Origin of the sequence: Ruegeria sp. HKCCD7296, from assembly GCF_013110775.1 — a bacterium.
GTDB lineage: Bacteria > Pseudomonadota > Alphaproteobacteria > Rhodobacterales > Rhodobacteraceae > Ruegeria.
Window position 1 is genome coordinate 124,264 of the sequence record NZ_WVRF01000008.1, and the last position, 25,177, is coordinate 149,440.

Sequence of the window (25,177 nt, forward strand, 5' to 3'; positions counted from 1 at the left end):
ATGAAGGCCGCACTAATCGGACAAGGGATTTCTGGCTCCATGACGCCTGAGATGCACGAGGCGGAGGGCCGGGCGCAGGGTATCGATCTGAGCTACGGTAGGATCGACACGGCAAAAGAGCCATTTCGTGGAATGTCGGTCGCTGATTTATTGCATTATTCAGTTGAATTAGGCTGTGCGGCGGTCAACGTAACACACCCCTACAAAGCATCAGTCATTGATCATCTCGATGAGCTTTCCAAAACCGCTGAGGAGCTTCAAGCTGTAAACGCGGTGGTTTTTTGTGACGACCGAATGGTTGGCCACAACACCGACTACATAGGTTTCCACAGTGCCTTCGGAGATTTTTTGGGATCATCGAAGACTGAAACGGTTCTCATGTTTGGTGCTGGAGGCGCGGGCAGTGCAGTCTCTTTGGCTTTGCTTGATTCAGGTGTTCGAAACCTGGAGATCATCGATCCTGACTTCCACCGAGCGCAGGCGCTGGTCAGTCGACTAAAGGTCTTGCGCCCTTTTGCAAAGCTTCAGGGTTCCCCCTCGATTTCGTTGGAACGGGTCAAATTTGTGGACGGAGTGGTCAATGCAACACCGCTCGGGATGGATAAGTACCCCGGGTCGGTGATTGATCCATCATTGTTGCGGCCGGATGCTTGGGTGGCAGATATAGTATATTTCCCGCTCGAGACACACCTTCTGAGAAGCGCCCGCACAACTGGGTTAAAAGTGATGAATGGTGCTGGAATGGCAGTTCATCAGGCTGCAGCGTCTTTTGAAATCTTCACCGGCTGCACCGCCTCAATCAGTCGTCTTCAAAGCGTTTTCGATTCACTTCGTCAGCAGCGCATGCGCGAGTTTAGAGGTGCAACGGTATGACAAACGACGAGCAAGCTATCCGCCAATGGTGGCGTACCTCCATCATCGACATGAAGCCCGGTCAGATCGCTTTTCGTGGCAACGCCATAGAGGACCTGATCGGGAACGTATCTTTCCCGCAGATGATCTGGCTGATGGTGCGGGGCGATCTGCCGAGCGACGCACAGGCGCGCCTGTTCGAGGCTGCTTTGGTCGCAGGCGTGGATCACGGTCCGCAGGCCCCCTCGATCGCGGCTGCGCGTATGGCTGCCACCTGCGGGGTAGGTCTCAATAATGCAATGGCGACTGCGGTGAACATGCTGGGCGACGTGCATGGAGGTGCAGGAGAGCAATGTGCTGAGCTGTATTATGATATCGCCGCCCGCATGAATGCGGGAGGTTCGCTGAATGACGCTGTTCGGGATGGCTTGGACAGTTGGCGCGAGACCTACGGCAAGATCGTATCGGGCTTTGGTCACAGGTTTCACAAGCCTGTCGACCCACGCGCACCACGATTGATGCAACTTGTTCGTGATGCGGCGGCAGAAGGCACAGTTTCTGGCCGGTTTGCCGATATCGGAGAAGAGGTTCAAGCCGAACTCGGTCGTCAACGAGGCGGTCGGCCAATTGCCATGAATATTGACGGAGCGACGGCTGTGATCTTCTGCGAACTTGGCTTTCCTGCGCCCTTGTCACGAGGGCTGTTCTGCCTGTCCCGCTCGGTCGGAGTACTCGCCCACGCTTGGGAGCAAATGGGGCAGGGCGGTCGGAACAAAGGGCCGATGCCTCCGAATTATTTACCCCTCTACGAAGACAGGAATGATGACACGTGAGACATCGAAATCCTTCCGGGTCGGCCTTATCGGCTGTGGTCGTATCAGTGATATTTATCTAAAAACACTATCCAAATTCTCAAACGTTGAGGTCGTAGCTTGCGCAAGCCTTGATCCTTCGGAAAGCCGCGCCAAGGCGGATCAATACGGCATCGCCAAGGCCTGCACGCCAGATGAAGTGTTTGACGTTCCGACGATTGACTGCGTTCTGAATCTGACAATTCCGGCGGCGCATGCCGAAATCAGCCTGCGCGCGTTGGAGGCGGGCAAGCACGTCTATTCCGAGAAGCCGCTGGTTATGAATCGAACGGATGGTAAAGCGATCCTGCACATGGCCTCTGAAAATGGGTTACTGGTCGGTTGCGCACCCGACACATTTCTGGGCGGTCGCTGGCAGACCGTTCGGCGCTTGATCGACGAGGGTGCCATTGGCAAACCGACAGGGGTTTTTGCCCATGTCGGGACCCACGGGACGGAGCGCCACCATCCCAACCCGGATTTCTACTACCAGGCCGGTGGCGGGCCCTTGCTGGACCTTGGGCCATACTACCTGACCGCAATGATTTGCTGCCTTGGTCCCGTTGACCGGGTCGCCGGAATGGCGCGATGCACTTTCGACAAAAGGATGATCGAAAACGGCCCTCGCAACGGCGAATGGATGGACGTCGAGGTCGACACGCACTCCCTAAGCCTGCTGCAGTTCTCTTCCGGAGCTATAGGGTCGATGACCATGAGCTTTGACGTCTGGGACAGCGAAACTCCGCGGTTCGAGATCTACGGTGAAAACGGCACCATCAGCATCCCTGACCCTGACCCGGTTCATGGTGCCAATATCTTTCAGGGGGATGTCTGGTTGAAGACACGGGACACCTCGCGCTGGTCTCATCAGCCCCGTCCAACAGGTCGCGAGGACTGGCAAGTGGTCGAAAACAAACATGGATTCAATGAAGACAGCCGCGGGCTCGGCCTTTTGGATCTGGCCCTGGCGGCGCAAGAAGGCCGCCAACCCCGTGCAAGTGGAGCGCTCGCCTACCACGTTTTCGAGGTCATGGACGCGATCGAACGGGCGCCGAAATTTGGCGCCTATCAGACGATAGAAAGCCGTTGCGCGGCTCCAGAGCCTTTGCCGGTCGATTTCCTTAACGATGAGAGGAAGGAAATGGTTCATGCCGATTGAGACACTCGACTTTGCTCAGCCATTCTTTCGCATCCAGCACATAACTGACGAGCGCAGAATTTCTATCGAGGGTCGCGCCATCGTCCTTAACCTTGGGGGGCGAAATCTCTCTGTCGAGGATCAGACCATTGCACCGCTTTCCTCTGTGATCGTGCAAGACAGCACGCTTAGCGGCGTTGAACGTGCAGTCATTGTCCATGATTTCGACGCCCATGCCGATGACAACGAGTTGTTCGCATGGGTGAAAGATACATGGCCATCTGCTTTTGATGTTCGCCAAGAGGAGCGTTTGCGCGGTGTCAGCCACTACATGTCGCCAAAGGTTTTCGTGGGTAACGTTGGACTGACCATGTACCATTCCGGTTCTGTCCCATTGAATGTCGGATTGCACAAGGATCATCCGTTCTGCCCGGTACCGGGGTTTCGCGAAGTGCATACGCAAATCGTAGGCTTTGGCAAAATGCAGCAATGCCGTGAGCGGGATGTTGAAACCCTTTACCTCGAAGAATTCATGGCCCCCGGCACGACGCACAAACCGATGTATGACGCTGAAGGCAACTATCCCTGGCATCAGTACGAGACGATTACCCCCAGCATTTTCATGGCGGTGGAAATGCTGCCGGAAGGCGTACGGGTCCCGGAAATGGAGATGCAGAATGGCTGAGAGACTTTTACCCGAAGACCTGAACTTTGACGGACCTTTCCCCCGATTGTCTCGCCGTTTGCGGCTGGGCGTTATTGGCGGCGGACGGATCTCTGTCACGCAGGCAACGGCCGCGCGGATGACCGACCGGTGGGAGGTCACCGCAGGCGCGCTTAGTTCTGACGCCATGCGAAGCAAGGCGCGCGGGGCCGAGTGGTTCCTGCCGGCCGACCGGTGCTATGCGTCCTTCGACGAGATGGCAAAGGCCGAGGCGGCACGCCCGGATGGCGTAGATGCCGTCATGATCACCACCCCGAACCACGTTCATTTCGAAGCGGCCAAAGCCTTTCTGGAGGCGGGCATTGACGTGCTGTGCGATAAGCCCCTGACCAACGAAGTCGCGGAGGCCGAAGGGATTGAGGAGATTACCGCGCGCACGGGACACATCTTTGCTGTCGGCTATGCGATGTCATGTTTTCCAGTAATCCGTCAGGCCAAACAAATAGTGGCGGAAGGCGGTATCGGTAAAATCAACCAAATCCACGTCGAGTTCATGCAAGACTGGATGACGCCCGATGATGTGGCTGATGCGCCCCACGTCAAATGGCGGCTGGACCCAAAGATTTCTGGTCCGACCAGCTGTGTCGGCGATATCGGCACCCATGCCGCGCATCTCGCCAGTTTTGTCTCGGGCCTGCCCTTGACCGACCTGAGGGCCGAGTTCCATGTCTGCGGCGCGCCAAAGCCTTTGGAAGACACAGCATTCATGTTCACCCGCTATCAAAACGAGGTTCCGGGAACCCTGATGGCGACACGCCTTGCCCCCGGGAATCGGGGAGGGTTGCGGTTGCGCATATTCGGGAACGAAGGAGGTCTCGAGTGGGACCTGGAGAATTCGGAACAGCTGAAGTTCAATCGGTTCGGTGAGCCGGATCGTATCATCAGCCGAGGTCACGGGCATGGCATCGGCCCCGGCGCAGAACGTCTAATCCGGACCGCGCGCGGCTTCCCAGAAGGGATTATCGAAGCCTGGGCCAACCTCTATACGGAATTTGCTATGGCCGTAGCCGCGCGTCGGGATGGCGTTACCGTTCCGGATGATTGGCTTACTTATCCCAGTGTCGAACAAGGTGCAGATGGCGTCCGGTTTATTGAAGCCTCCGTGCGCTCTCACCAGTCCGGAGGTGACTGGGTCACTCTCTAAGGCTCTGCCAACAAGAATGAAAAACACGCCCGGGCAGTTGCCCGGGCGCTTTCATTTCCTGCTCAGTATTAAAAGTTGATATTTTAAAAAATATCAGATATTTTTTACTACGTGTGATGAATTTGAGATTCGCAGACACGTGGAGCTGCCGTTCATGGTGAAACCCGAAGAGGCTGGCGCAAGCCCCTCTCTCTATTCCTTGGCGCATCTGACGCTGATTGGCTGTACGCCGCCCGAGTTGGTCTATATCGCAGCGCGGGCCGGTTACGATGCCGTCAGCCCCCGCTTCATTCCGATGCATGTGCCCGGTGAATTCACTCAATCTCCAATCGACAAGGCACAGGTGCATGCCACCAAAACTGCTCTCTCTACCACTGGCTTGAAAGTCCTCGATGTCGAACTTGCGCGCATCACAGAAGATGTCGATCCGCGCAGTTTTGAGCCTTCTCTTGAGATCGGTGGGGAATTGGGTGCCAAGCGCATGATCATGAGCGCGTGGACCAATACCCGCGATGATCGTGACTTCCTGATCGACGTCTATTCGGAAACCTGCGAACTGGCGGCACCCTACGGGCTAACAGTGGACCTGGAGTTCCCAAGCTTTTCCCGCCTTCGTACTCTGGATGAGGCGCTTGACATTGTCCGCGCCTCCGATCAGCCGAATGGCGGTATTCTGGTTGACACGCTTTATCTGCATCTCAGCCGCGTGGATTTGGGAGAGTTGCTACACGTCCCCTCGGACCTGTTTCACTTCCTGCATATCTCTGATTGCCTGCCCGGCATCGCCGATACGCGCGAGGGCATGATCCAGCTGGCGCGCGATGCGCGGCTCTATCCCGGCGAAGGCTGGATTGACTTCACCGGCATCATCGAACGGATGCCGCCCGTCGACTATTCCATCGAACTGCCCAACCAAAGCCGCGTTGCCGAGTTGGGATATGAAGAACACGCGCGTCGCTGTCTCAGCCACGCCAAGCGAACATTTGGCGAGGCGCGGTCACAGCGTCGTGTGCCCGATGCTGCAATTCTAAAACACCAAGAGGATCATCATGGGCAAAGAACTCACTGAAAACGACCGCAACATGGCCGCCGATATGCTGGCACGCGCTCGCGCTGCCATGGCCGAGATCGAGGATTGGGATCAGGACAGGTTGGACCGCCTTTCTCAGGCCATTGCGTGGTATGCGGGTAATGAGAAAACCTTCACGCGTTTGGCTCAACAAGGCGTGGACGAGAGCGGCATCGGAGATCGCGCAGGGCGCCCTGCGAAGCGATTCAAGATTCACATGGTGCTGCGAGACGTCTTGCGTACGCCCTCGACGGGGATCGTCGAAGTCGACGAAGAAAAGGGGCTCGTGAAATATGCCAAACCTGCCGGTGTGATCGCCTCCCTGATCCCGATGACCAACCCGGCGATGACGCCACCGGTGACCGGCGTGTCCGCCGCAAACGCCCGGAATGCGGTCATCTTCAGCCCGCACCCGCGAACCGCCCATACCACCTTCGAAATGGTCGAGGTTATGCGAGCAGCTTGTCGTGCTGCCGGTGCCCCCGAGGACTTGTTCCAATCCATTCGCAAACCGTCGATCCCATTGACGCAACATCTGATGGAGATCTGCGACCTGACTTTGGCGACGGGTGGCAAACCCATGGTCAAAGCGGCGTACAGTTCTGGGCGCCCGGCCTATGGCGTCGGCGCGGGCAATTCGTCCATCGTCATCGATGAAACCGCCGATCTGGACATCGCCGCGCACAATACGCGTATTTCAAAGACCTCTGATTTTGGGTCCGGTTGCTCAGCCGATGGCAACATCATCATCCAGCGCTCAGTTTACGATGATATGGTCAAGGCACTTCAAGCCGAGGGCGGCTACCTGTGTTCGGATGAAGAGAAGGCCATGCTCGAAGCGGCCATGTGGGACGAAAAGGGCAACCGTACGTTTCCGACCATCGCTTGTCCGCCGCAGCAAACGGCCAAGGTCGCCGGTTTTAGCATCCCCGAAGATCGCAAGTTTCTGATGGTTGAAAATCAGGGGCAAATCGGCCCGCAGCACAAGTTCTCCAAGGAAAAACTGACCACTCTGATGGCGCTTTATCACTTCGACACGTTCGATGACGCGCTGGAAACGGTCAGCCAGATCTACAACACCGGGGGCAAAGGTCACTCCTGCGGCATCTACAGCCACAACGACGATCACATCGATCGGTTAGCGCGCTTGGCCCCGGTTAGCCGCATGATGGTGCGACAGCCACAATCGAAGGCCAACGCAGGTGCCTGGACCAACGGCATGCCTATGACCAGCAGCCTGGGCTGCGGCATCTGGGGCGGCAACATCACCAATGAAAACGTCACCATGAAACACATGATGAACTACACCTGGGTCAGCCGTCCCATCCCCGAGGATCGCCCCTCGGAGCCGGACTTGTTCGGTGAGTTCTACGGACAGGAGGTCGCGTGATGGACGGAGCTAAATTAGAAGGCAAAACCGTTGCTGAGCACATCGTCGATTTCCTTGAGCGTCGTGAGGTCAAACATGTGTTCGGTCTATGCGGTCACACGAATATAGCGGTTCTGGCCGCGCTGGCGGAAAGCCCCATCGATTTCGTCACCGTACGGCACGAACAAATAGCCAGCCACGCGGCGGACGCTTATGCCCGCGTGACGGGCAAGGCCTCGGTGGTGTTGTCCCATCTCTCCCCGGGTCTGACCAATTGCGCCACCGGGGTCGCCAACGCCGCACTGGACTGTATCCCGATGGTCGTGATCGCGGGCGATATTCCTACGCACTACTACGGCAAACATCCACATCAGGAAGTGAACCTCCATGCCGACGCCGCCCAGTGGGAGATCTATCGACCCTTCGTAAAACGCGCTTGGCGGGTCGACCGTGCAGATTTAATGGCCGAGATTCTTGAAAAGGCGTTCCATCTGGCTGAAAGCGGCCAGCCCGGGCCGGTACTGGTCAATGTTCCCATGGACATCTTTTCAGAGGTGATCCCCTCGGACAGTTTCGACCGTATTCGCGACAACACGCGCGCTCTCAAGAAACCGTCGATTGACGACGAGACAGCGGGCGAGATTGTCGAAGCGTTGGCTAAAGCCGAAAGCCCAGTCGCTTATGTCGGAGGCGGTATTCTTCTGGCACAGGCCAGCGAGGAGTTGCGAGAATTTGTTGAGCATATGGGCCTGCCCGTCGCGCATTCCCTGATGGGTAAAGGCGCGTTGCGAGACGACCACCCGCTTGTGCTGGGAATGACCGGGTTTTGGGGCACCGAGTTGGTCAACCAGTCCTGCTTGAATGCGGACTACATCTTTGCCGTGGGCACTCGGTTCAAAGAGGCTGATTGTTCAAGTTGGTACCCTGGCTACACGTTCAATATTCCCGGATCGAAGGTCATTCATATCGACATTGAGCCGCAGGAGATCGGTCGGAACTATCCCACTGAGATCGGAGCCGTTGCTGACGCCAAGGCCGCATTGCGCGTCCTCAACCGGGTCGCCCGCGAGATGTATCCGGACGGCTTCAAGCGCCCCACGCTGGAGCAGAAGATCGCTGGCTTCCGGACGGACTTCAAAGCGCGCAACGAGGAAATGGCGACCTCATCGGCCTTTCCGATGATGCCCGAGCGTATTCTGGCAGATACCCGCAAGGCACTGCCTGAGGATGCCATCATCACCACGGACGTTGGCTGGAACAAGAACGGTGTTGGGCAACAGTTCGATATCCTGACACCTGGTTCGATCCTGACTCCGGGTGGGTTCGCGACGATGGGCTTTGGCCCTCCGGGAGCGATCGGCGCAAAACTGGCAACCCCTGACCGTGTGGTGATAAGTCTTGTTGGCGATGGGGGGTTCGGTCAGAATCCGTCGATGCTGGCAACCGCGGTCGAGCTTGATCTGGGCATCATCTGGCTGGTTATGAACAACAACGCCTTCGGCACTATCGCGGGCCTTCAAAAGGCGCATTACGGATTGACCTATGGAACCACGTTCCCCGGATCAGCTGCCGCACCCGCAAACGGACCGGGCTATGCCGACATAGCGCGAGCCTACGGCGCGGAAGGGCACAGACTCAGCGCTGCCGACGAACTGTTGCCCGCATTGGAAGTGGCAATCGCCAGTGGCAAGCCAACCGTGCTGGATGTGCCAATGATCAACAACCCGACACCAACTACCGGTCATTGGAACATCCTGGACATTTATTCGCCGGACAAGGATGTTTCTCACGTCGCGACCTGACGATACTGAGCGCGGTAAGCCGCGCCAGTCTTTTACTTTCAATAGGCCCAAGTCAGCCAACCCTTCTGAGAGCCTTCGGTGCCGCAAGAAGATCTAACTGGGTTTACAGCCCTAACAGCTCTCGATCTGAGTCGCGTGAGATACGTTCGTGCAGAAGCTTGAGCAACCGATCAGCTTTGTCTCTCTCAATTTCCTCGAGAAGCTTCAAAACAGCAGCGCCATAGATAATCTTTTTGCGCGTTTCATTACGTCGTCGTTGTTTGCCCGCCCTGGCCTGAAGGTCCCTGAGTCTCGCGCGCGCATGTTCGATTTGTTGATCCAGGTCCGCCATATCGTTCTCCATTGATTGAGTTGGTCGAACAGGAAATGCGGCCTGGATCCTGACTTCGCTCCCCTTGCGTGAAAACATAGCTTCGCCAGGCCGCCGTGTGAGCGGCCGTCCGCATGCCCGTTGGGCAATGCGCGCAGTTACGCAAACTTGGGGTTTGCCTGCGCGCCTGCCGCGGGCTTTTTTGTGCGGAGATCGGGTTGGGGCCCGATGTCCTTTACATGATACACGCCGCCAGCAGACTCGAAGTCATCCTCCATTCTCGTGCCGACGGTCGCTCCGCCGTCAAATCCGCCGCTTACACCGCGCGCACCACCTTCCGGGATGCGCGGGTTGGACGACGGTTTTCGCCGGGCAGAAAGGGTGGCCTCCTGTCGCATGAATTGATCAACTGGACAGGAAACGCCGAGGAGCTCTGGAACGCGGCCGAGCAATCTGAACGCCGAAAGAATGCAAGAGTCATCCGCGAACTGCGTCCCTCCCTGCCGCGCGAGCTACCGCTTCTCGAGCAGGTTGGGCTTGTCCGCAGCTTCTGCCTCTGGCTTCGCGATGAATACGGCGTTGCCGTTCAAGCCGACATTCACGCGCCGCGTTTCTTGTGCCCTGAGGAAGAGAAACGGCACAGCGCGGGCAAACTCGAACTGACGCGAGAAGACTACGAGCGGAGGCTCTTCAATCCATCGAAGACCAACCTGAATTTCCACGCGCACATCCTGATGACGACGCGGAAGGTTGATAGGATCACAGGCGACTTTGGTGAGAAAACGCGTGTTCTTGACGACAGAACCTCAGGCCCAGGAGAAATCAAACGTATCCGTGGAGAATGGGAAAAGCGGACCAACGCGGCCCTGCGCAAGATTGGCTCTCCAGCGCGGGTTGATCTTCGTTCGTATGCCGAAATGGCCAAGACGGGCGATGCACCGCAAGGCCTGGCAAGACAAGATCATGTCGGGCCACGCAGATCTGCCAGGTCGCGCCGCAGAATGCAAGAAAGCGGAAGCGACGACACAGTTGCCGGAGTGCGGCGCCAGGCTGTCCAAGAACACAATTCAACACTCTGGCACTCGTGGTTGCAGCTGCGCGCCCTGGAGCGTCAGAGAGACGACCTCGAAGCGGAGCGTATCGCGCGGGTGAGAGAGGCTGCCCGCAAGAAAACGGCCAGCGATGAGAAACGTCGAATGCTGGAGGCGAGATCCGAGCGCGAAGTGAAAGCAGCGCTGGAAGCTTCGTCGCAAATAGAATGTCTCAGATCTGAAACAGCATACCAAAAAGCCGTGCGATGGGCGACAGAAGGCATAGAAGCCGATCCATCAGATATCCTCGATGAGGAATTCTCCTCTGATGTCGACCTTGAGGCGTATCACCCACCTCAGCTCCAGCAGAATGATCGGATCTCCAACATACGGCGTGTAAGAACGCGCAAGCCGCGTCAGCGTACGCGATGACACCGATGCCAGCTTTTGCAGGGCGCAACACTGGATGCGATCTACAATGTTTGGACTCGTGCCATTGATCGGTTGACGAGCATGGGGCTTCACCCGGGCCTTGCCTTTCTTTGCTTGGATTTTTCTGTGCCTACAACCGTAGAGCCAATTCCCGCGGATGAAGCACACCGATCCGCGCGACCTTGTCCCGCATTCAGATGACATCCATACCGTTTCGCCTGAGGAGTATGTTCAACTCCTCCATCCCTTCGATGCAGTGGGTAAGCCGGCCGTTCTGATCAAGAATTCCGCGGAGGCAAGTCAACAATTCACACGCTCTCCGGATGGGATTGTAGCGTGCCTTCATGCGCTGCTGGATCGGACATCGTTTATCTCGCTGAACCGGTTTAAGGGCACACGCTGCAATTCAGGATTGGTCAGCCTGAATGCGCTCTATGTCGATCTGGATTATCACAATGACCCCGGCTGGTGCGCTGAGGGTGAAGAGGACGTTCAGGCAGCCGTTGGGGGCCATCTTCTGATGCGCGGTGTCTCTGAGCCATCATTCTTTTTGCGAACGGGACGAGGACTGGCCGCAATCTGGTTGATCCATTCGATGCCACCTGCTGCACTATCCCGCTGGCAGGCGGCAATCCGGGCATTGATGGACCTGCTTACTCCGTTTGGTTCGGATCGTGCTTGCAACGACCCAGCTCGCGTCTTTCGCATTCCCGGCACTCGAAACGAGAAATCGGGTCGGGTCGTTCGGGTGTCTGGTGGGAATTGCCAACGCCAGGATTTTGATGTCCTTGCCGATCAGATTTTTGCCTCCGTCGGGCGGCCCACCCGTTCCGAGTTTACGGAGCGCCGCAAGCAGCCTCAGGATCGGGAGCCAGGTAGTCAGACAATGCCGCGGGGATTGAGCCAAGCTGAGCGATTTGAACAGATCCTGAAAGATCTCGAGGCTTACCGGATTTACCACGGTGGGGTGATCCCGGTGGGGCACCGAAACACCTGGCTGCACTTCTATGCCACCTGCCTGACCCATCAGTCAGACACCCAGGGCATCGAAGGTCACATTCAACGAGCGGCAGACATGGCAACGCCTGGGCTATGCCAGAACGAAACGAACGCCATTATCAAGCAGGCTCTTGCGAAGTCAAAGCTGCAAGCTTGCGACAATGCACGCGAGAGCGAGAGATATTGTTACCGCGGCTCGACTGTTGCGGAGCGTCTCGACGTATCAGCGGATATGGCGCGTCAGTTGAGCATGCGTCAGGTGATGCCAGCGGAAGAGCGCCACCGCAGAAAAGCTGAACGGGAACGAGCACGGCGTGCTGTTCAGGGGAGTACTTCGCGAGATCAGTACCTGCTGCAAAACAGCGCATCGAGAAACAAGCCTTGGACGAACTATGGCCTGGGTAGGTCCCAGTATTACGCGCGTAAAAAGGCAGGAACACTCCCAGAGCTGCCCGTTGCTACGGACCGGACAGGTCCATGCCCACTACAGGGGAACCATTCTGGACACAGAGAACTCTGTGGCCCTCCAACAGAGGCACAGCAGTCGGAAACACCCGTCAACCGACCCATTGGAAACACTTCGAACACGCTGGCGACAAATCGGAAAGCTGCAACAGACCAGACAACAGCGCACGGACGAGAACCGAAACAGCGGAAAAGGCAGGTTGCCCACCTTCGACTGCGCAGTCCGGATGTCGCGCAGCCGAAAGTGGGAACCAGCCCAAACACGGTGGAAGACGCGGCTCTTTTCAACTTCGATGAAGGATGTCTCATGACACTTCAAACTGAAATCGCGCTGCCCTCCGAGAACTGGAAATCCCGTTTGAAAGTTGGCGATGTCGTCGCGTTTCGCTTCCCCCATGAAACGATGGGAGAGGATGATCCCAAAGTTCGGCCGTCGCTGGTTATTGATGTCGAGGAAATGGCCGGTGAGCGCTTTGCGGTTCTGGCCTACGGCACGACGAACCCGTGTCCACGTAAGCAGGCTTATTGCGTCGATGTGCGTTCGGAAGAGGAGCGGGAACAGGCTTCTTTGAGGGCGCCAACACGCTTCAATGCGGCTCGACGTGTTTCCGTATCTGTCGACAACAGCGGCTTCGACAGAAACTCCGATGGAACGCCCGTATTGGGTGAACTCGCCGACGCAGCGCTGGATCGACTTCATCGCGTTCGCGCACGAATACATGCAGAACGCGATATCCGGCGCTCCCGTAGGTTCGGCAGCAGAGGCTCGGGTCGAAAGATACGCGCCGTCACGGTGGAAACGCGTCGCAAGGGACGGCCGGATACGCGGGAGGTGCGCTATGTATGATAGCATCGCACAGCAGCTATTGCCGATCGAGGCCGCGATCCTCGAAGCGCTCAACATGGTGCCCTCGGCGTCGAAGGCACTCGACATGCTGATAGACAATCTGGAGCCCAGTGGCGCGCGCATAGCCTATCGATTTGGCTCACGCCTCCGTGCGGGTGAAATGTTCGGTGATCGCGATCTCGAAGACCTCGAATCTCTGCTCCAGCCTGTTCTGGTTGAGATAGAAGCCGGATGGGTGAGCGAGGTGATTGCACACGAGCATTGCCCTGGCGGTGCCTGGATCAACAAGCGGCTGACAAATCGGGCAGCCGAATTGAACCGTACGGTTGAACCTCTGGTAACGCTTCGCAGGCGTCTTCAACTCATCCAGAATCTGCGCCGGGCCGACCGAATAACACGCCGAGTGATCGCTGAAGCGCAGACTTAGCCTGCAGCTTTCGGAGAGCGTTTCTCGCTCTCCGAACCGTTCGGATTAAACTGCGTTTCTAAATTTTCTAAAAGAGACCGATCTCACGCTCGTTGAAACATAAAGCGAGCACTATGACAGTTCAAAAAACGATCCAAACCGATTTTTCGATTTGTGAAGAGATCACCAAGTCCCCAGCAGCAAAGCAAAACCCGACGCCAGATGTTGGTTTGCTTGAGCTCGTCCGGGAATTGGCCCGGGCGGCAGCACAACAAGACGCGAGGAACTCGAGAGAATGCAACGCCGCGCTGCGATCTACGCCCGCTATTCGACCACGCTCCAATCGGAGCGCTCCATTGAAGATCAGGTGGAGCTTTGCCGAAGCTACCTGAGACGCGAGAAATACCGATTAGTCCAAGTTTTTGAAGACAAGGCCATGTCATCCGCGACCCTGGTCGGGCGAGTTGGCCTTGCCAATCTTCTCGAAGCAGCGAGAGCTGGCGAAATTGATGCATTGGTTGTCGAATGCGTCGACCGAATTAGCCGAGATATCGGAGATCTTCAGTATGTGCAAAAGCAGCTTAGCTTCGCAGGCGTCGATATCATCTCTGCCAGTGAAGGGGTTCAGTCCGAGCTTCAAATCGGTTTCCGCGGCCTTTATGGTACGATGTTCCTTAAGGACCTCCGTGAAAAAGTTCATCGCGGAATGTCAGGCAACATTGCCAAGGGTTTGAGTGCCGGCGGCAAGGCTTATGGCTACTCACCCATATCGGGGAAACCCGGTGAGCTTCAGATCGAAGCACACGAAGCGAAAGTTATACGCCGAATTTTTTTGGCCTACTCTAAAGGAGCCTCCCCGCGAGATATTGCTCATGATCTCAACGCTCAGGGTGAGTTGCCGCCACGTGGGTCAAAGTGGAACGCTTCCACGCTGAACGGCAATAAGAAGCGCGCTTATGGAATCCTCCGCAACTCACTCTACGCGGGCATCCTCGTCTGGGATCGCGTCAAGATGGTGCGCGATCCGACAACAGGAAAAAGAGTCAGCCGCGAAAAGCCGGCCGAAGACTGGAAGTATGCAGAGGTTCCGCATCTACGTTTAATCGATGAGGAACTGTGGGATGCGGTTCAGAAACGGTTGGCCAAGCAGTCCGAAAATAAGCGCTCCGGAAAGTCGACTCGCAAACCCTTGCGTCCTTTCTCGGGCCTGCTTTGGTGCGGTTGCTGCGGTGGTGGCATGTCTATTCATGACCGAAAGGGCAGTGCTATCCGGCTTCGTTGCTCTGCGGCTAAAGAGAGTGGCTCATGCAACAATAATGGGAAGGTTCGCCTCGACAAGATCGAAAGCGCCCTGCTGGCCGAACTAAGAAAAGAGCTGTCGACGCCAACCTACATCAATGAATTCATCCGTGCCTACAATGAAGAACGTCGCGAACTCAACGCAGCCGGCAAACCAGACAGGAAGAAACTTGAACGCACGGTAGCAGAAGCCAACAAGCTGCTATCGCGTCGTATCGAACTTTTCGAGATGGGTATTCTTGAAGGAGTCGAAGGAGAGGCAAAGTTGACTGAGGCCAAAGAACGCGCTTCGGTTGCCATGGATGTGTTGGCCAGCTTTGACGAGAAGGAGCGGGCGTTCGAGTTCAATCCAGCGACAGCTTCCAAGTATGTCACGGCACTGGATGAAATGATCTCTTCTATGCAGGCGCATAACGGCAATCCGAATCCAAAAGCACGTGATGCGGTGCGCGGCTTGATTTCGGAGATCGTTGTGTCTCCGACCGAGGAAGACGGCGTGCCTGTCGAGGTGAAGGGCCGCCTTAGCGCCTTGGTTTCAAACCGTTCCAAAAAGGTGGGGGGTTTGGTGGTAGCGGAGGAGGGACTTGAACCCCCGACACGCGGATTATGATTCCGCTGCTCTAACCAACTGAGCTACTCCGCCTTGAGTGAGAGGCGATGTAAGCGAGGGGCCGGGGAGGGTCAAGAGGGAAATCAACCTAACCAGGGATTTCTTTCACAGGCGCGGCGGTTGGTTCCTGCAGGGGTGTCTGCGGTGATTTGGTTTCCGCCACCATCCGGCGAATAAACGCGGCACAGATTTCCGGCTCGGTGATCAGGATCATGTGTCCCAACCCGTCCAGCTCTTCATAGCTTAGACCAAATTTGATCATAGGAGGGCCGTGAAGGGCAGGCGACAAGAGCGCGTCCTGGCGGCCATACAAGATACCGCCCGGCACGGATAGCTCGGGGTATCTGGACACCTGCGCGTCGCAACTTGCGTCCAGCCCGGCAACGTCTTGCGAGGCCGTAACAAACGCCGAGGGGCGCAACCCAAGCGCGCCGCCCGCACGATCCAGAAAGTCATCTGGTGCGGTTTCAGGGCCAAACGCTACGCCCAGGCTGTAGGGTGCAGTTTTCGCGGCCATAGGCACCGCAACCGTATTTGCAATCAGGCTGCGCAGCCATCCGGATCGGATATCGAGCGGCTTAAAGATCACCGGCGTTTCAGGCAGCCTGTGCGTCAGAGGCGCCAGCAATGCAAGACCTGATACGCGTTCGGGGTGGTCCAGTGCCAGCGCCAGTGACACTGCGCCGCCCAGTGAATGCCCGACCAGAACCGCTTGATCGACGCCTTTGATCTCCAGAAACTCGGCAATCATTGCGGCTTGTTGCGGCAATTGCCCCAGTTCTGCCGTTTCGCGGGTAGAATATCCGCAGCCTGGCCGATCCAGCGCAATGACATGGTATTCTTCGGCCAGTTGATCGGCCAAGGCGTAGGTAAAATGCTGTAATTGCCCCGCCAGACCATGGATAAGGACCAGCGTTTGCGCGTCAGGATCGCCCTTTTCAACATAATGGATACTGCCGCCCTGCACGGGCACGATCTGGCCCATTTGTGGTACGGTGCTCAGCCCCTGACGGGTCAACCGCCGGGTCCACACGGCCATGGCCAGAAGAAAGACGACACAGGCTGCAATCAGGCTTAGAATAAGTGTCATCTAGCTGTCTCCTGTCCGACGGTAGTGTATTGTTCCAATCCCGACTGTGCCATACGCGCTTGATATTCACCAACAGTCCCGGGCCATAACGTCGTGTTCCTGCCGTCTTCATCAATGTACCAGGATGTACACCCCCCCGTCTGCCAGACACTGTCGGCGTGACGGTCCTGCATCTCTTGGGTGAAATCCGCTTGTTTCGTTGCATCAGGTGTGATCGCGGAAAGCCCTTTGCGCTGCATCTCGCTTAGGACGCGACCGATATGTCCAACCTGCGCCTCGATCATCAGCACGACCGAGTTGTGGCCAAGACCGGTATGCGGGCCCAGAAGGATAAAGAAATTTGGAAAGCCCGCAATCGCTGTGCCCAGATTTGCATTCATGCCGTCAGCCCAGGCCGTTCGCAGTGTCAGGCCACCGGAACCTATGATGTCCAATCGCTCGACAACATTGGTCACATGAAATCCGGTGCCCCAGATCAGGGCATCAGCTTGGACTTTGGTGCCGTCTGACGTGATGAGCGTATCCCTATCGATACGGGCAACGCCCTGTGGCACGACACTGACATTGTCGCGGGCCAGGGTTGGGTACCAGTCGTTCGAGCTAAGGATACGTTTGCAACCAATCTGATAGTCGGGTGTCAGAATGCGCCGTTCTTCGGGGTCGATTATCGCCCCTTCCAGCGATTTACGCCACATCTTAAGGGCAAAGTTCATAGCCCGTTCCTCGCCCCTGAACACCCGGTGTCGGAACTCGAAAAACATGAAAATCAGTTTGCGCCGGATACGCGGCAGTAAGGGAAGGTGGGCATATAGCTTGCGCACCCAGGGCGCAATTGGGCCGTCCGGGCGCGGCATGACATAAGGCGCACTGCGCTGAAAGATAGTCACGTGGCGGGCAAGTTTGGCAATCTCTGGCACGAACTGAACCGCCGACGCCCCGGTGCCCACAACGGCCACTCGTTTGCCGGTCAGATCAACGTCGTGATCCCATTGGGCCGAATGGAAGCATGGCCCAGGAAAACCGTCCGCGCCGGGAAGATCGGGAATGCTGGGGTGATGCAACGCCCCAATGGCCGAGACCAGAAACCGCGCCGACCAGCTTTGCCCGTCCATGGTTTCCACTTGCCAGCGCGCGCCGTCCCACTTGGCCGCTTTCAGTTCCTGGCCGAAATGGCAGAGGTCATACAATCCCTCGCGCTGCGCGACACCCTTCAGGTAAGCCTGAATTTCAGCGCCTCCGGCATAGGCGCGGCTCCAATGCGGGTTAAGGTGGGTCGCCATAGAATAAAGATGCGAAGGCACATCGCAGGCCACGCCGGGATATGTGTTTTCGCGCCACGTGCCACCGATATCATCTGCCTTTTCCAGAATCGCAATATCAGAGAGCCCACGTTTGCGCGCCTCAAGCGCCATGGTCAGCCCTGAAAACCCGGCGCCAATGATGAGCATCTCTGTTTTGTGGTGCATTTCTGCGCCCCTCCTGAAACAACCATACGGGTACGTGTTGCAGATGTATGCACCTGATTGACAGTGAAGCAGGTTACTTAACGAAAGGTAACCAAGGGTTCACTTGCGCAGTGCAAGCGCGAAAATCCCGCGATGTGGCCCGTGTCGCTTCCTGCAAGCACATATCGCAATCAGAGAGGTGATCGCTCCGCGAATCCGCCAGTATGATTGAAAATTGGAGGATTGCCCTTTGACTACTCGCACTGCCGCGCGGTCCGGTGGACGCTCTGCCCGTCGCGCCCAACGTACTGCTCCAAACTTTGCCATGCTGCCGGGTTTGACCCGAGGCATTCCCGTTTGCGAAGTCATGGACGGAAGCCAGGTCGAACGTATCGACAACGCGGCAATGGATATTCTGGAAAATGTCGGTGTTCAATTCCGCGACCCCATCGCGCTGGAAGACTGGAAGACAGCCGGAGCCAAGGTTGTCGGAGAGTTGGTCTATCTGGACCGCAACATGGTACGCGAGCTGATCTCGACCATTCCATCGCAGTTCACCTATCATGCGCGTGACCCGCAAAAGAACCTTGCACTGGGCGGCAAACATTCGATCTTTGTGCCAATGACCGGCGCGCCTTTCCTGCGCGATCTGGATGACGTGCGGCGGAATCCGACGCTGGATGATCTGGCGATGTTCCACAAGCTGTCGCACATGATGCCTGCACTACACAGCTCGGCCCACCATATTGTCGAGCCTTATGATCACCCGATCAGCCAGCGGCACCTGCGCATCACATATTCTTCGATGAAATACTCGGACAAGACTTTCATGGGCATGACGACATCGCCTAAGAACGCCGAGGATGTGATGGATATGTGCGATATCCTGTTCGGCGAAGGCTTTATCGACGACCATCCTGTCACCACCGGCAACTGCAACGGCAACAGCCCTTTGGTGTGGGATGAAACCATGCTGGGCGCGATGCGCGCCTTTAGCCGACGCAACCAGCCAGTTTTGTGCTCGCCCTTCGTTTTGGGTGGCGCGAACACACCCGCTTCGGTCCCCGCGACCGTAGCGCAGCTGACAGCCGAGGCGTTGTCGGCGCTGGCCTACACACAGGTGATCCGCAAGGGCGCACCTGCGATCTGGGGGCACTACCTGTCGACCGTGTCGATGAAATCCGGTGCGCCCATGGCGGGCACGCCTGAAATCAGCCTGATGAATTTCATGATCGGCCAGATGGCGCGGTATTACGACGTGCCATGGCGCACTTCGAACACGCTGGGCGGCGCCAAAACGTTTGACGCGCAAGCGGGATACGAATCCGCAACAACACTCAGCGCCGTGATCCATGCCGGAGCCAACTATATCTGGCATTCGGCAGGCTGGAATGAGGCTGGAATGCACTGTTCGGTCGCCAAGTTCGTGGTGGATGCGGAACAATGCGCAATGGCTTACCGCATGGCGGAAGGCCCCAAATGGCACGATTTTGATCAGGCGCTTGCGGCGGTTCCGGATGTTGGCCCTGGTGGTCACTACCTTGGCCATCCGCACACGCAGGACAATTTCCAGACGGCGTTCTTTAAGCCTGAACTCTTTGACAACAACTCGATCGAACAATGGGTGGCTGAGGGCGAAGTGGAAATCACGGAACGCGCCTTGAAGCACGCGCGAAAACTGCTGGCCGAGTACCAAGAGCCAAAACTGGACGAAGCCAAAAACGAAGCGCTTCTCGACTACATCGCGCGCCGCGAAAGGGAAATCCCGGCGGCGGATGAGTTGAACCAGACCTACTGATACAATCTCCCCGTACTGGCCCGCCCGCAATCCGGGTGGGCCCTTTTTTCGTTCAGGACAAGCAGAGCAGCATGAAGATCGCCGAACTCCATATCTACAGCCACGACCTGCCGGTCAAAAACGGACCCTACACCATGGCCAATGCACAGGTCTGGTCGCTTGATACCACTCTGGTCAAAGTCGTTGCCGATAACGGATTGATCGGCTGGGGCGAGACCTGCCCAGTTGGCCCGACATATGCTGAGGCGCACGCAAAAGGCGCCCGTGCAGCTTTGATCGAAATGGCCCCGGGCTTGATCGGCACCGAAGCACTGCCGCTGACACTGCATCGCCGGATGGATGGGCTGCTGAACGGGCACACATATGCCAAAGCGGCTGTCGATATTGCGGTTCACGATGTGCTGGGTAAACACTTGGGCGTGCCTGTCAGCGACCTGCTGGGTGGTGCAGCAACTGACAAAGTCCCATCCTACTATGCCACTGGCGTTGGTGCGCCTGACGATATTGCCCGACTGGCAGCCGAGAAAATGGCCGAAGGCTACCCGCGATTGCAGATCAAGGTCGGGGGCCGCCCGGTCGAGATCGACATCGAAACCATCCGCAAGGTCTGGGACGTTGTCAAAGGGTCGGGTACGCGTCTGGCTGTGGATGGCAATCGGGGCTGGACCACGCGCGACGCTTTGCGCGTCAGCCGCGAATGTCCGGAAATTCCGTTCATAATGGAACAGCCCTGCAACACCATTGAGGATTTACATAAGATCCGGTCTCAGGTCACGCACGGCATTTATATGGACGAAAACAGCACCAGTCTGAACACTGTGATCTCAGCAGCAGGGACTGGTCTGGTCGATGGGTTCGGGATGAAAGTCACTCGGATCGGTGGGTTGCACCCGATGCGCGCTTTCCGCGACATTTGCGAAGCCCGAAACCTTCCGCACACCTGCGACGACAGCTGGGGTGGGGATATCATCGCCGCTGCCTGTACTCATGTCGGTGCAACGGTTCGGCCCGATCTGCTGGAAGGCGTCTGGCTTACCGCACCTTATATCGAAGGTAACTATGATCCCGACAATGGTATCCAGATCAAAGGCGGGCATATCGCGCTTCCGTCAGGGCCGGGGCTGGGCGTGGTGCCTGATGAAAGCCAATTTGGCACCCCTGTTGCGTCGTTTTAACCGTGGATGATCTCATGACCCTGAATGGAAAATCGGCTTTGGTCACTGGCGCAGCCGGAGGTATCGGGGCGTCAATCGTTGAGCGTTTGCGCCAAGCTGGGGCGCGGGTCGCGGTTGCGGACCGGTCGGTCGATGGTATTGAGGCCGAGGCGTATCTGCCCGGCGATCTGCTTGATCCAGACTATGCCGACCAATTGCCCCGGGCCGCGGCGGCTGCGCTGGGCGGGCTCGATATCGTGATCAACAACGCAGGTGTCATCCCACGCGGGTCCGTCACCGAAACGTCGGATGCGGATTGGTCTTTGTCACTGGGCGTCAATGTCGAAGCCCCGTTTCGTATCTGTCGCGCGGCGATCCCGATCATGGCTGAAACGGGAGGGGGCGCTATCGTCAACACCGCGTCTTGTTGGGGGCTGCGCCCCGGCCCCAATCACGCCGTTTATTGTATGACAAAAGCGGCCATTGCGTCCCTGACCCAATGTATGGGTATGGACCATGCCCATCAGGGTATCCGCGTCAACGCTGTATGCCCGAATGAGGTGAATACGCCTATGCTGCGCTCGGGTTTTGAAAAGCGCGGTTTTGATCCCGATACTGCCGTGGCCGAGCTGGGCCAAACCGTGCCGCTGGGCCGCATCGCCGAGCCCGAGGATATTGCAGACGTCATCATGTTCCTCGTCTCGGACGCGTCGCGTTATGTTTGCGGTACGCTGGTCGAGGTCAACGGAGGGAAGCCAGTTTCATGAAGCGGTTCGAGGGAAAGGTGGCATTGGTCACAGGCGGGCGCAGCGGCATCGGTCAGGCCATTGCCCGTCGGTTGCGGGATGAGGGCGCGCAGGTCTTTACCGCGCAACGTGGAGAAGACAGCGAGTTTCAAGGCATTGCAGCGGATTTCACCGATCCCGACAGCCCGGCACAGGCGGTCAGCGAAGTGGTATCTGATGCTGGGCGCCTGGATGTGTTGGTCAACAACGCGGGTATGATGCAGGAAGTTTTGGTCGAAGACATGAGCCTTGAGGATTGGCACCGCAATCTGACGGTCAATCTGACCGCTCCGTTCCTGATGATCAAAGCCGCGCTGCCGCATCTGCGTCAAACCCGCGGTAATATCGTCAATACCGGATCCATTGAAGGTTTGAGCAGCAATCCCGGTCACGCGGCTTATTGCGCGTCCAAGGCAGGGCTGCATGGTCTGACCCGCGCCGTTGCCGTGGATCACGGGGTTGAAGGTGTCCGTTGCAACGCCGTGGCACCCGGATGGATCGATACCGAACTGAACGAAGATTTCATCGATTCCATGCCTGACCCTGCTGCATTCCGTGATGATATAGCCAAAATCCACCCTGTTGCACGGACCGGTCGGCCGGAAGAGGTTGCAGCCCTCGTCGCGTTTCTGGCGTCAGAGGAGGCGGGCTTTATCACCGGGCAGGTCTACACCGTAGATGGTGGGCGCATGGCCAAGCTTAGCCTTCCCTGACGCCAACGCATCACTCCTTACCGGATCGCCATTCTTTCCAAATCAAATAGCTGTTTGCCCCAAGCGAGGCGAATGGCTCGGGCGGCAATCGCGGAAGATCCGGCTGTTCCAGAAAGTGACTGGCGATCTCTGATCCGCCTTGCATCACCAATTCTGCGATGCCCATGCCTTGCAAGGTTCCTCGGGCGATGCCCAGGCCATTCTGACAGCAGGCCGAGAACACACCGTCCTCAAGTTCACCAAAGGCCGCAGACCCATTGCGGCTTAGGCAAAGCATCCCGGCCCAGCGGTGCTCCATCGTTACGTCTGACAGGTGCGGGAAACGTTCCATGAACTTGCGGTCCTGAACCCAGCCGACATTGCGCAGCCGCATTGGGCTGGTCTCGATTGTCGGGTGAAAGCTGGTACCGTTGCGAATCAGGATGCGATCGCCGTAGCTGCCGGAAATGCGCCGCACCGATGTGCCCATCGGATCGGCAGGTGTCACCGACCAGCGCGATTGCCCGCCAAGCGTTTTGATCTGTGCCTCAGTCAAAGGTGCTGAGATCGACGCGTAGAGGCAGATATGCATCAATTGTCTTTGGTAGAACCCAAAGCTTTCGAGATGGCCGTTATTGGCGAGGATAATCCGCCCGGTCTTGACCTTGGCTTTGGTGGTTTTGACCACCCAGCTTGTGCCTTGCTTTTCGAAACTGGTGACTGGTGAGTTTTCGAACACGTCAATCTGATCAGCCAATTGGGCCGAAAGCGCCCGCACATAGGCTGCGGGTTGGATCATCACTGTTCCTGGCGCGTAAAGTCCCGAGGTGTAATGTGGGCTGCCCGTGATTTCGTGCATCTGTTGCTGGTCATAGAGCGTGTGAGGCTCACCCAGTTTCCTCAGGTGTTCCGCAAACGCGCGGTTGTGCGCGTCGCCCGCCTTGGTGGCGGCGGCATTGTACTTGCCGCAGGGGTCGAACATTTCCTGATTTAACTCGCATTCCCCGGCCACGTCGCTCGCAAAAGCAATGGCCTTGCGATTCAGTGCAATTGCGGCGCGATCCTCTTCCAATCCTTCGCCTGCATAATTGTCCGAGGCCAAATCATGAGGCAGGTCGATCATAAATCCCGAGTTCCGCCCCGCAGAACCATCGGCAAATCGGCCTGCTTCCAGCAGAACAACCTTCAGTGATGGATCCAGTTGATGCAGCCGCCGCGCCGTGCTGAGCCCAGCAAACCCACCGCCAACGATAGTGATGTCGGCAATCAGGTCCTTGTCCAGTTCCGGCAGGGGCGTCTGGGGTGGCAGGATGGCATTCCATCCGGCCGGGCCCGTCTGCCGGGGAAGTCTTTTGGCCTCGAACCGCGTCAATCCACCGCCTCGTCTGCGTCATCGGCCAGATCGATCCAGATGGTTTTCAACTGGGTGTACTGATCGTGGGCGTGGACCGAATTGTCGCGACCGCCAAAGCCAGACTGCTTGTAGCCGCCAAATGGCGTGGTGATGTCGCCTTCGCCAAAGCTGTTGACTGTCACGGTGCCCGCCCGGATCGCCCGAGCCCCGCGAATGGCGCGCTTGGCGTTGGCAGTGAAGATCGAGGCACATAGGCCATAGTCGGTGTCATTGGCGATCTTGATGGCTTCGTCAAAGCCCGACACTTCGACCACTGACAGGACCGGGCCAAAGATCTCTTCTCGCGCCAGGGTGGCGTCATTGCCGGGTACTTCGACCACCGTAGCCTCGACAAAGCCTTTGTCAGCTTTGCCACCGATCACCACGTTCTCGGCCTGATCCAGATAACCGCAGACCTTATTGTAATGCCCTTCGCTCACCAGCGCGCCCATACGGGTTTCCGGGTCCAGAGGGTCACCGATATTCCACTGTTTGGCGTGATGTGCAATGCGCTCCAGCAACTCTGCCTTTACATCCTTGTGCACGATCAGGCGCGACGAGGCCGAGCAGTTCTCGCCCATGTTCCAGAACGCGCCGTTCACCACATGCGCGGCCACACGGTCAAGGTTTTCAGCGTCATCCATGACGATGGCCGGGTTTTTGCCGCCCATCTCCAGCACCACTTCTTTGGCGTTACTTTCGGCGGAATAGGTCAGGAACCGTTTGCCGGTTACGGTCGAGCCGGTGAAAGAGACCATGTCAATATCCATATGCCGCCCGATGGGTTCACCGACCTCTGCGCCGCCGCCCGGAACGATGTTCAGAACGCCGCGGGGCAGGCCAGCCTCCATCGCCAGCTCAGCCATACGCAGAGCGGTCAGCGTGGTCTCAGTCGCGGGTTTCACCACGACCGAACAGCCCGCCGCCAAAGCAGGCCCGATTTTCCACGCCAGCATCAGCAGCGGGAAGTTCCAGGGCAGCACCAGGCCGACGACGCCAATCGGTTCGCGCACCACCATGGCGATGTGATCGTCGCTGGCGGGCGAGACTTGATCGTAAATCTTGTCAATCGCCTCGGCGTGCCATTTCAGGCAGTGGATCGTCTCGGGCACATCCACGGATTCGCAATCAAGGATGGTCTTGCCGCTGTCGATGCTTTCCATCACCGCCAGTTCGCGCGTATTGCGGGTCAGTAACTTGCACAACCGGATCAGCACATCCTTGCGTTCGCTCGGATGCAGCTTGGACCAACGGCCATCGTCAAACGCCTCACGCGCCTTTTCGACGGCAAAGTCCACATCCGCTGCGCCGCAAGACGCGATGTCCGCCAGTTTGTCGCCAGTGGCTGGGTTCACTGTCTCAAAGGTCTCACCCGAAATCGCGGGGCGGAAGGCGCCGTCGATGAAAGCGCCTGTAGGCAGCGTCAGGCCTGCGGCGATGGATTTGTATTCGTCCTGTGTCAGCAGATCCAT

At 57.4% G+C, this 25,177-nt stretch carries 21 protein-coding genes and 1 tRNA gene; 16 read left to right on the plus strand and 6 right to left on the minus strand.

Annotation, left to right across the window (positions count from 1 at the left end; translation table 11 throughout):
* The 8 genes from GS632_RS12765 (at position 1) to GS632_RS12800 (ending at position 8,949) form a co-directional block, all read left to right on the plus strand.
* Positions 1-873: a shikimate dehydrogenase gene (locus tag GS632_RS12765; RefSeq protein ID WP_171238599.1), complete on the plus strand. Its 873-nt coding sequence runs from the start codon at positions 1-3 to the stop codon at positions 871-873.
* Positions 870-1,685, plus strand: a complete 816-nt coding sequence (locus GS632_RS12770) for a citryl-CoA lyase (RefSeq protein ID WP_171238600.1) — start codon at positions 870-872, stop codon at positions 1,683-1,685. The genes GS632_RS12765 and GS632_RS12770 overlap by 4 nt, the downstream gene beginning before the upstream one ends.
* Complete coding sequence (locus tag GS632_RS12775) at positions 1,675-2,862, plus strand: Gfo/Idh/MocA family protein (RefSeq protein WP_253284469.1); 1,188 nt, start codon at positions 1,675-1,677, stop codon at positions 2,860-2,862. The genes GS632_RS12770 and GS632_RS12775 overlap by 11 nt, the downstream gene beginning before the upstream one ends.
* Positions 2,852-3,526: a hypothetical protein gene (locus GS632_RS12780; RefSeq protein WP_170492504.1), complete on the plus strand. Its 675-nt coding sequence runs from the start codon at positions 2,852-2,854 to the stop codon at positions 3,524-3,526. The genes GS632_RS12775 and GS632_RS12780 overlap by 11 nt, the downstream gene beginning before the upstream one ends.
* Positions 3,519-4,709, plus strand: a complete 1,191-nt coding sequence (locus GS632_RS12785; RefSeq protein ID WP_171238602.1) for a Gfo/Idh/MocA family protein — start codon at positions 3,519-3,521, stop codon at positions 4,707-4,709. The genes GS632_RS12780 and GS632_RS12785 overlap by 8 nt, the downstream gene beginning before the upstream one ends.
* 154 nt (positions 4,710-4,863) lie before the next feature.
* Positions 4,864-5,778 carry a sugar phosphate isomerase/epimerase gene (locus tag GS632_RS12790; protein ID WP_171722006.1) on the plus strand — a complete coding sequence of 305 codons (915 nt, stop codon included), beginning with the start codon at positions 4,864-4,866 and terminating at the stop codon, positions 5,776-5,778.
* Positions 5,759-7,168 (plus strand): aldehyde dehydrogenase family protein, encoded by a 1,410-nt coding sequence (locus GS632_RS12795; protein ID WP_171238603.1) that lies wholly within the window; start codon positions 5,759-5,761, stop codon positions 7,166-7,168. The genes GS632_RS12790 and GS632_RS12795 overlap by 20 nt, the downstream gene beginning before the upstream one ends.
* Positions 7,168-8,949 (plus strand): thiamine pyrophosphate-binding protein, encoded by a 1,782-nt coding sequence (locus GS632_RS12800; protein ID WP_171238604.1) that lies wholly within the window; start codon positions 7,168-7,170, stop codon positions 8,947-8,949. The genes GS632_RS12795 and GS632_RS12800 overlap by 1 nt, the downstream gene beginning before the upstream one ends.
* 103 nt (positions 8,950-9,052) lie before the next feature.
* Here the strand turns inward: GS632_RS12800 and GS632_RS12805 are convergent, their stop codons facing one another.
* Positions 9,053-9,280: a hypothetical protein gene (locus GS632_RS12805; protein ID WP_170612081.1), complete on the minus strand. Its 228-nt coding sequence runs from the start codon at positions 9,278-9,280 to the stop codon at positions 9,053-9,055.
* Positions 9,281-9,498: 218 nt separating this feature from the next.
* Here GS632_RS12805 and GS632_RS12810 point away from each other — a divergent pair, with 218 nt between their 5' ends.
* From GS632_RS12810 to GS632_RS22365, 4 genes are all read left to right on the plus strand, one after another.
* Positions 9,499-10,722: a MobA/MobL family protein gene (locus GS632_RS12810; protein ID WP_171722036.1), complete on the plus strand. Its 1,224-nt coding sequence runs from the start codon at positions 9,499-9,501 to the stop codon at positions 10,720-10,722.
* 157 nt (positions 10,723-10,879) lie between these two features.
* Entirely contained in the window at positions 10,880-13,033 is a 2,154-nt protein-coding gene (locus GS632_RS12815) for a hypothetical protein (protein ID WP_171235695.1), read from the plus strand.
* Positions 13,026-13,460, plus strand: a complete 435-nt coding sequence (locus tag GS632_RS12820; protein WP_171621259.1) for a hypothetical protein — start codon at positions 13,026-13,028, stop codon at positions 13,458-13,460. Before GS632_RS12815 ends, GS632_RS12820 begins: the two co-directional genes overlap by 8 nt.
* A 274-nt stretch (positions 13,461-13,734) precedes the next feature.
* On the plus strand, positions 13,735-15,348 hold the full coding sequence (locus GS632_RS22365; protein ID WP_371810063.1) for a recombinase family protein: 1,614 nt from the start codon (positions 13,735-13,737) through the stop codon (positions 15,346-15,348).
* Here the strand turns inward: GS632_RS22365 and GS632_RS12840 are convergent.
* The 3 genes from GS632_RS12840 to GS632_RS12850 form a co-directional block, all read right to left on the minus strand.
* Positions 15,305-15,381, minus strand: a tRNA-Met gene (locus tag GS632_RS12840). The genes GS632_RS22365 and GS632_RS12840 overlap by 44 nt on opposite strands.
* A gap of 55 nt (positions 15,382-15,436) precedes the next feature.
* Complete coding sequence (locus GS632_RS12845; protein WP_171722005.1) at positions 15,437-16,438, minus strand: alpha/beta fold hydrolase; 1,002 nt, start codon at positions 16,436-16,438, stop codon at positions 15,437-15,439.
* Positions 16,435-17,904, minus strand: coding sequence for an NAD(P)/FAD-dependent oxidoreductase (locus GS632_RS12850; RefSeq protein ID WP_171238606.1), 1,470 nt, complete (start codon positions 17,902-17,904; stop codon positions 16,435-16,437). The genes GS632_RS12845 and GS632_RS12850 overlap by 4 nt, the downstream gene beginning before the upstream one ends.
* Before the next feature lie 229 nt (positions 17,905-18,133).
* Here GS632_RS12850 and GS632_RS12855 point away from each other — a divergent pair, with 229 nt between their 5' ends.
* The 4 genes from GS632_RS12855 (at position 18,134) to GS632_RS12870 (ending at position 22,333) form a co-directional block, all read left to right on the plus strand.
* Positions 18,134-19,681 (plus strand): trimethylamine methyltransferase family protein, encoded by a 1,548-nt coding sequence (locus tag GS632_RS12855; protein ID WP_171722004.1) that lies wholly within the window; start codon positions 18,134-18,136, stop codon positions 19,679-19,681.
* Between the two features lie 71 nt (positions 19,682-19,752).
* Complete coding sequence (locus GS632_RS12860) at positions 19,753-20,856, plus strand: mandelate racemase/muconate lactonizing enzyme family protein (RefSeq protein ID WP_171238608.1); 1,104 nt, start codon at positions 19,753-19,755, stop codon at positions 20,854-20,856.
* 14 nt (positions 20,857-20,870) lie between these two features.
* A complete protein-coding gene (locus GS632_RS12865) occupies positions 20,871-21,602 on the plus strand; it encodes an SDR family NAD(P)-dependent oxidoreductase (RefSeq protein ID WP_171238609.1) in 732 nt (243 codons plus the stop codon).
* Positions 21,599-22,333 (plus strand): SDR family NAD(P)-dependent oxidoreductase, encoded by a 735-nt coding sequence (locus GS632_RS12870; protein WP_171175907.1) that lies wholly within the window; start codon positions 21,599-21,601, stop codon positions 22,331-22,333. The genes GS632_RS12865 and GS632_RS12870 overlap by 4 nt, the downstream gene beginning before the upstream one ends.
* A gap of 10 nt (positions 22,334-22,343) precedes the next feature.
* On the opposite strand, the gene GS632_RS12875 is transcribed toward GS632_RS12870, so the two are convergent.
* Positions 22,344-23,684, minus strand: coding sequence for an FAD-binding oxidoreductase (locus GS632_RS12875; RefSeq protein ID WP_171722003.1), 1,341 nt, complete (start codon positions 23,682-23,684; stop codon positions 22,344-22,346).
* Positions 23,681-25,177, minus strand: coding sequence for an aldehyde dehydrogenase (locus GS632_RS12880; RefSeq protein WP_171238611.1), 1,497 nt, complete (start codon positions 25,175-25,177; stop codon positions 23,681-23,683). Before GS632_RS12880 ends, GS632_RS12875 begins: the two co-directional genes overlap by 4 nt.

What these genes read in the sequence shown, in the direction of transcription:
- GS632_RS12805 (WP_170612081.1), bottom strand. Translation starts at nt 9,280, where the DNA reads ATGGCGGACCTGGATCAACAAATCGAACATGCGCGCGCGAGACTCAGG.
- GS632_RS12765 (WP_171238599.1), top strand. Translation starts at nt 1, where the DNA reads ATGAAGGCCGCACTAATCGGACAAGGGATTTCTGGCTCCATGACGCCT.
- GS632_RS12800 (WP_171238604.1), top strand. Translation starts at nt 7,168, where the DNA reads ATGGACGGAGCTAAATTAGAAGGCAAAACCGTTGCTGAGCACATCGTC.
- GS632_RS12845 (WP_171722005.1), bottom strand. Translation starts at nt 16,438, where the DNA reads ATGACACTTATTCTAAGCCTGATTGCAGCCTGTGTCGTCTTTCTTCTG.
- GS632_RS12880 (WP_171238611.1), bottom strand. Translation starts at nt 25,177, where the DNA reads ATGGATCTGCTGACACAGGACGAATACAAATCCATCGCCGCAGGCCTG.
- GS632_RS12815 (WP_171235695.1), top strand. Translation starts at nt 10,880, where the DNA reads ATGAAGCACACCGATCCGCGCGACCTTGTCCCGCATTCAGATGACATC.
- GS632_RS12785 (WP_171238602.1), top strand. Translation starts at nt 3,519, where the DNA reads ATGGCTGAGAGACTTTTACCCGAAGACCTGAACTTTGACGGACCTTTC.
- GS632_RS12780 (WP_170492504.1), top strand. Translation starts at nt 2,852, where the DNA reads ATGCCGATTGAGACACTCGACTTTGCTCAGCCATTCTTTCGCATCCAG.
- GS632_RS12770 (WP_171238600.1), top strand. Translation starts at nt 870, where the DNA reads ATGACAAACGACGAGCAAGCTATCCGCCAATGGTGGCGTACCTCCATC.
- GS632_RS12775 (WP_253284469.1), top strand. Translation starts at nt 1,675, where the DNA reads ATGACACGTGAGACATCGAAATCCTTCCGGGTCGGCCTTATCGGCTGT.
- GS632_RS12790 (WP_171722006.1), top strand. Translation starts at nt 4,864, where the DNA reads ATGGTGAAACCCGAAGAGGCTGGCGCAAGCCCCTCTCTCTATTCCTTG.
- GS632_RS12820 (WP_171621259.1), top strand. Translation starts at nt 13,026, where the DNA reads ATGTATGATAGCATCGCACAGCAGCTATTGCCGATCGAGGCCGCGATC.
- GS632_RS12795 (WP_171238603.1), top strand. Translation starts at nt 5,759, where the DNA reads ATGGGCAAAGAACTCACTGAAAACGACCGCAACATGGCCGCCGATATG.
- GS632_RS22365 (WP_371810063.1), top strand. Translation starts at nt 13,735, where the DNA reads ATGCAACGCCGCGCTGCGATCTACGCCCGCTATTCGACCACGCTCCAA.
- GS632_RS12860 (WP_171238608.1), top strand. Translation starts at nt 19,753, where the DNA reads ATGAAGATCGCCGAACTCCATATCTACAGCCACGACCTGCCGGTCAAA.
- GS632_RS12870 (WP_171175907.1), top strand. Translation starts at nt 21,599, where the DNA reads ATGAAGCGGTTCGAGGGAAAGGTGGCATTGGTCACAGGCGGGCGCAGC.
- GS632_RS12810 (WP_171722036.1), top strand. Translation starts at nt 9,499, where the DNA reads ATGATACACGCCGCCAGCAGACTCGAAGTCATCCTCCATTCTCGTGCC.
- GS632_RS12865 (WP_171238609.1), top strand. Translation starts at nt 20,871, where the DNA reads ATGACCCTGAATGGAAAATCGGCTTTGGTCACTGGCGCAGCCGGAGGT.
- GS632_RS12850 (WP_171238606.1), bottom strand. Translation starts at nt 17,904, where the DNA reads ATGCACCACAAAACAGAGATGCTCATCATTGGCGCCGGGTTTTCAGGG.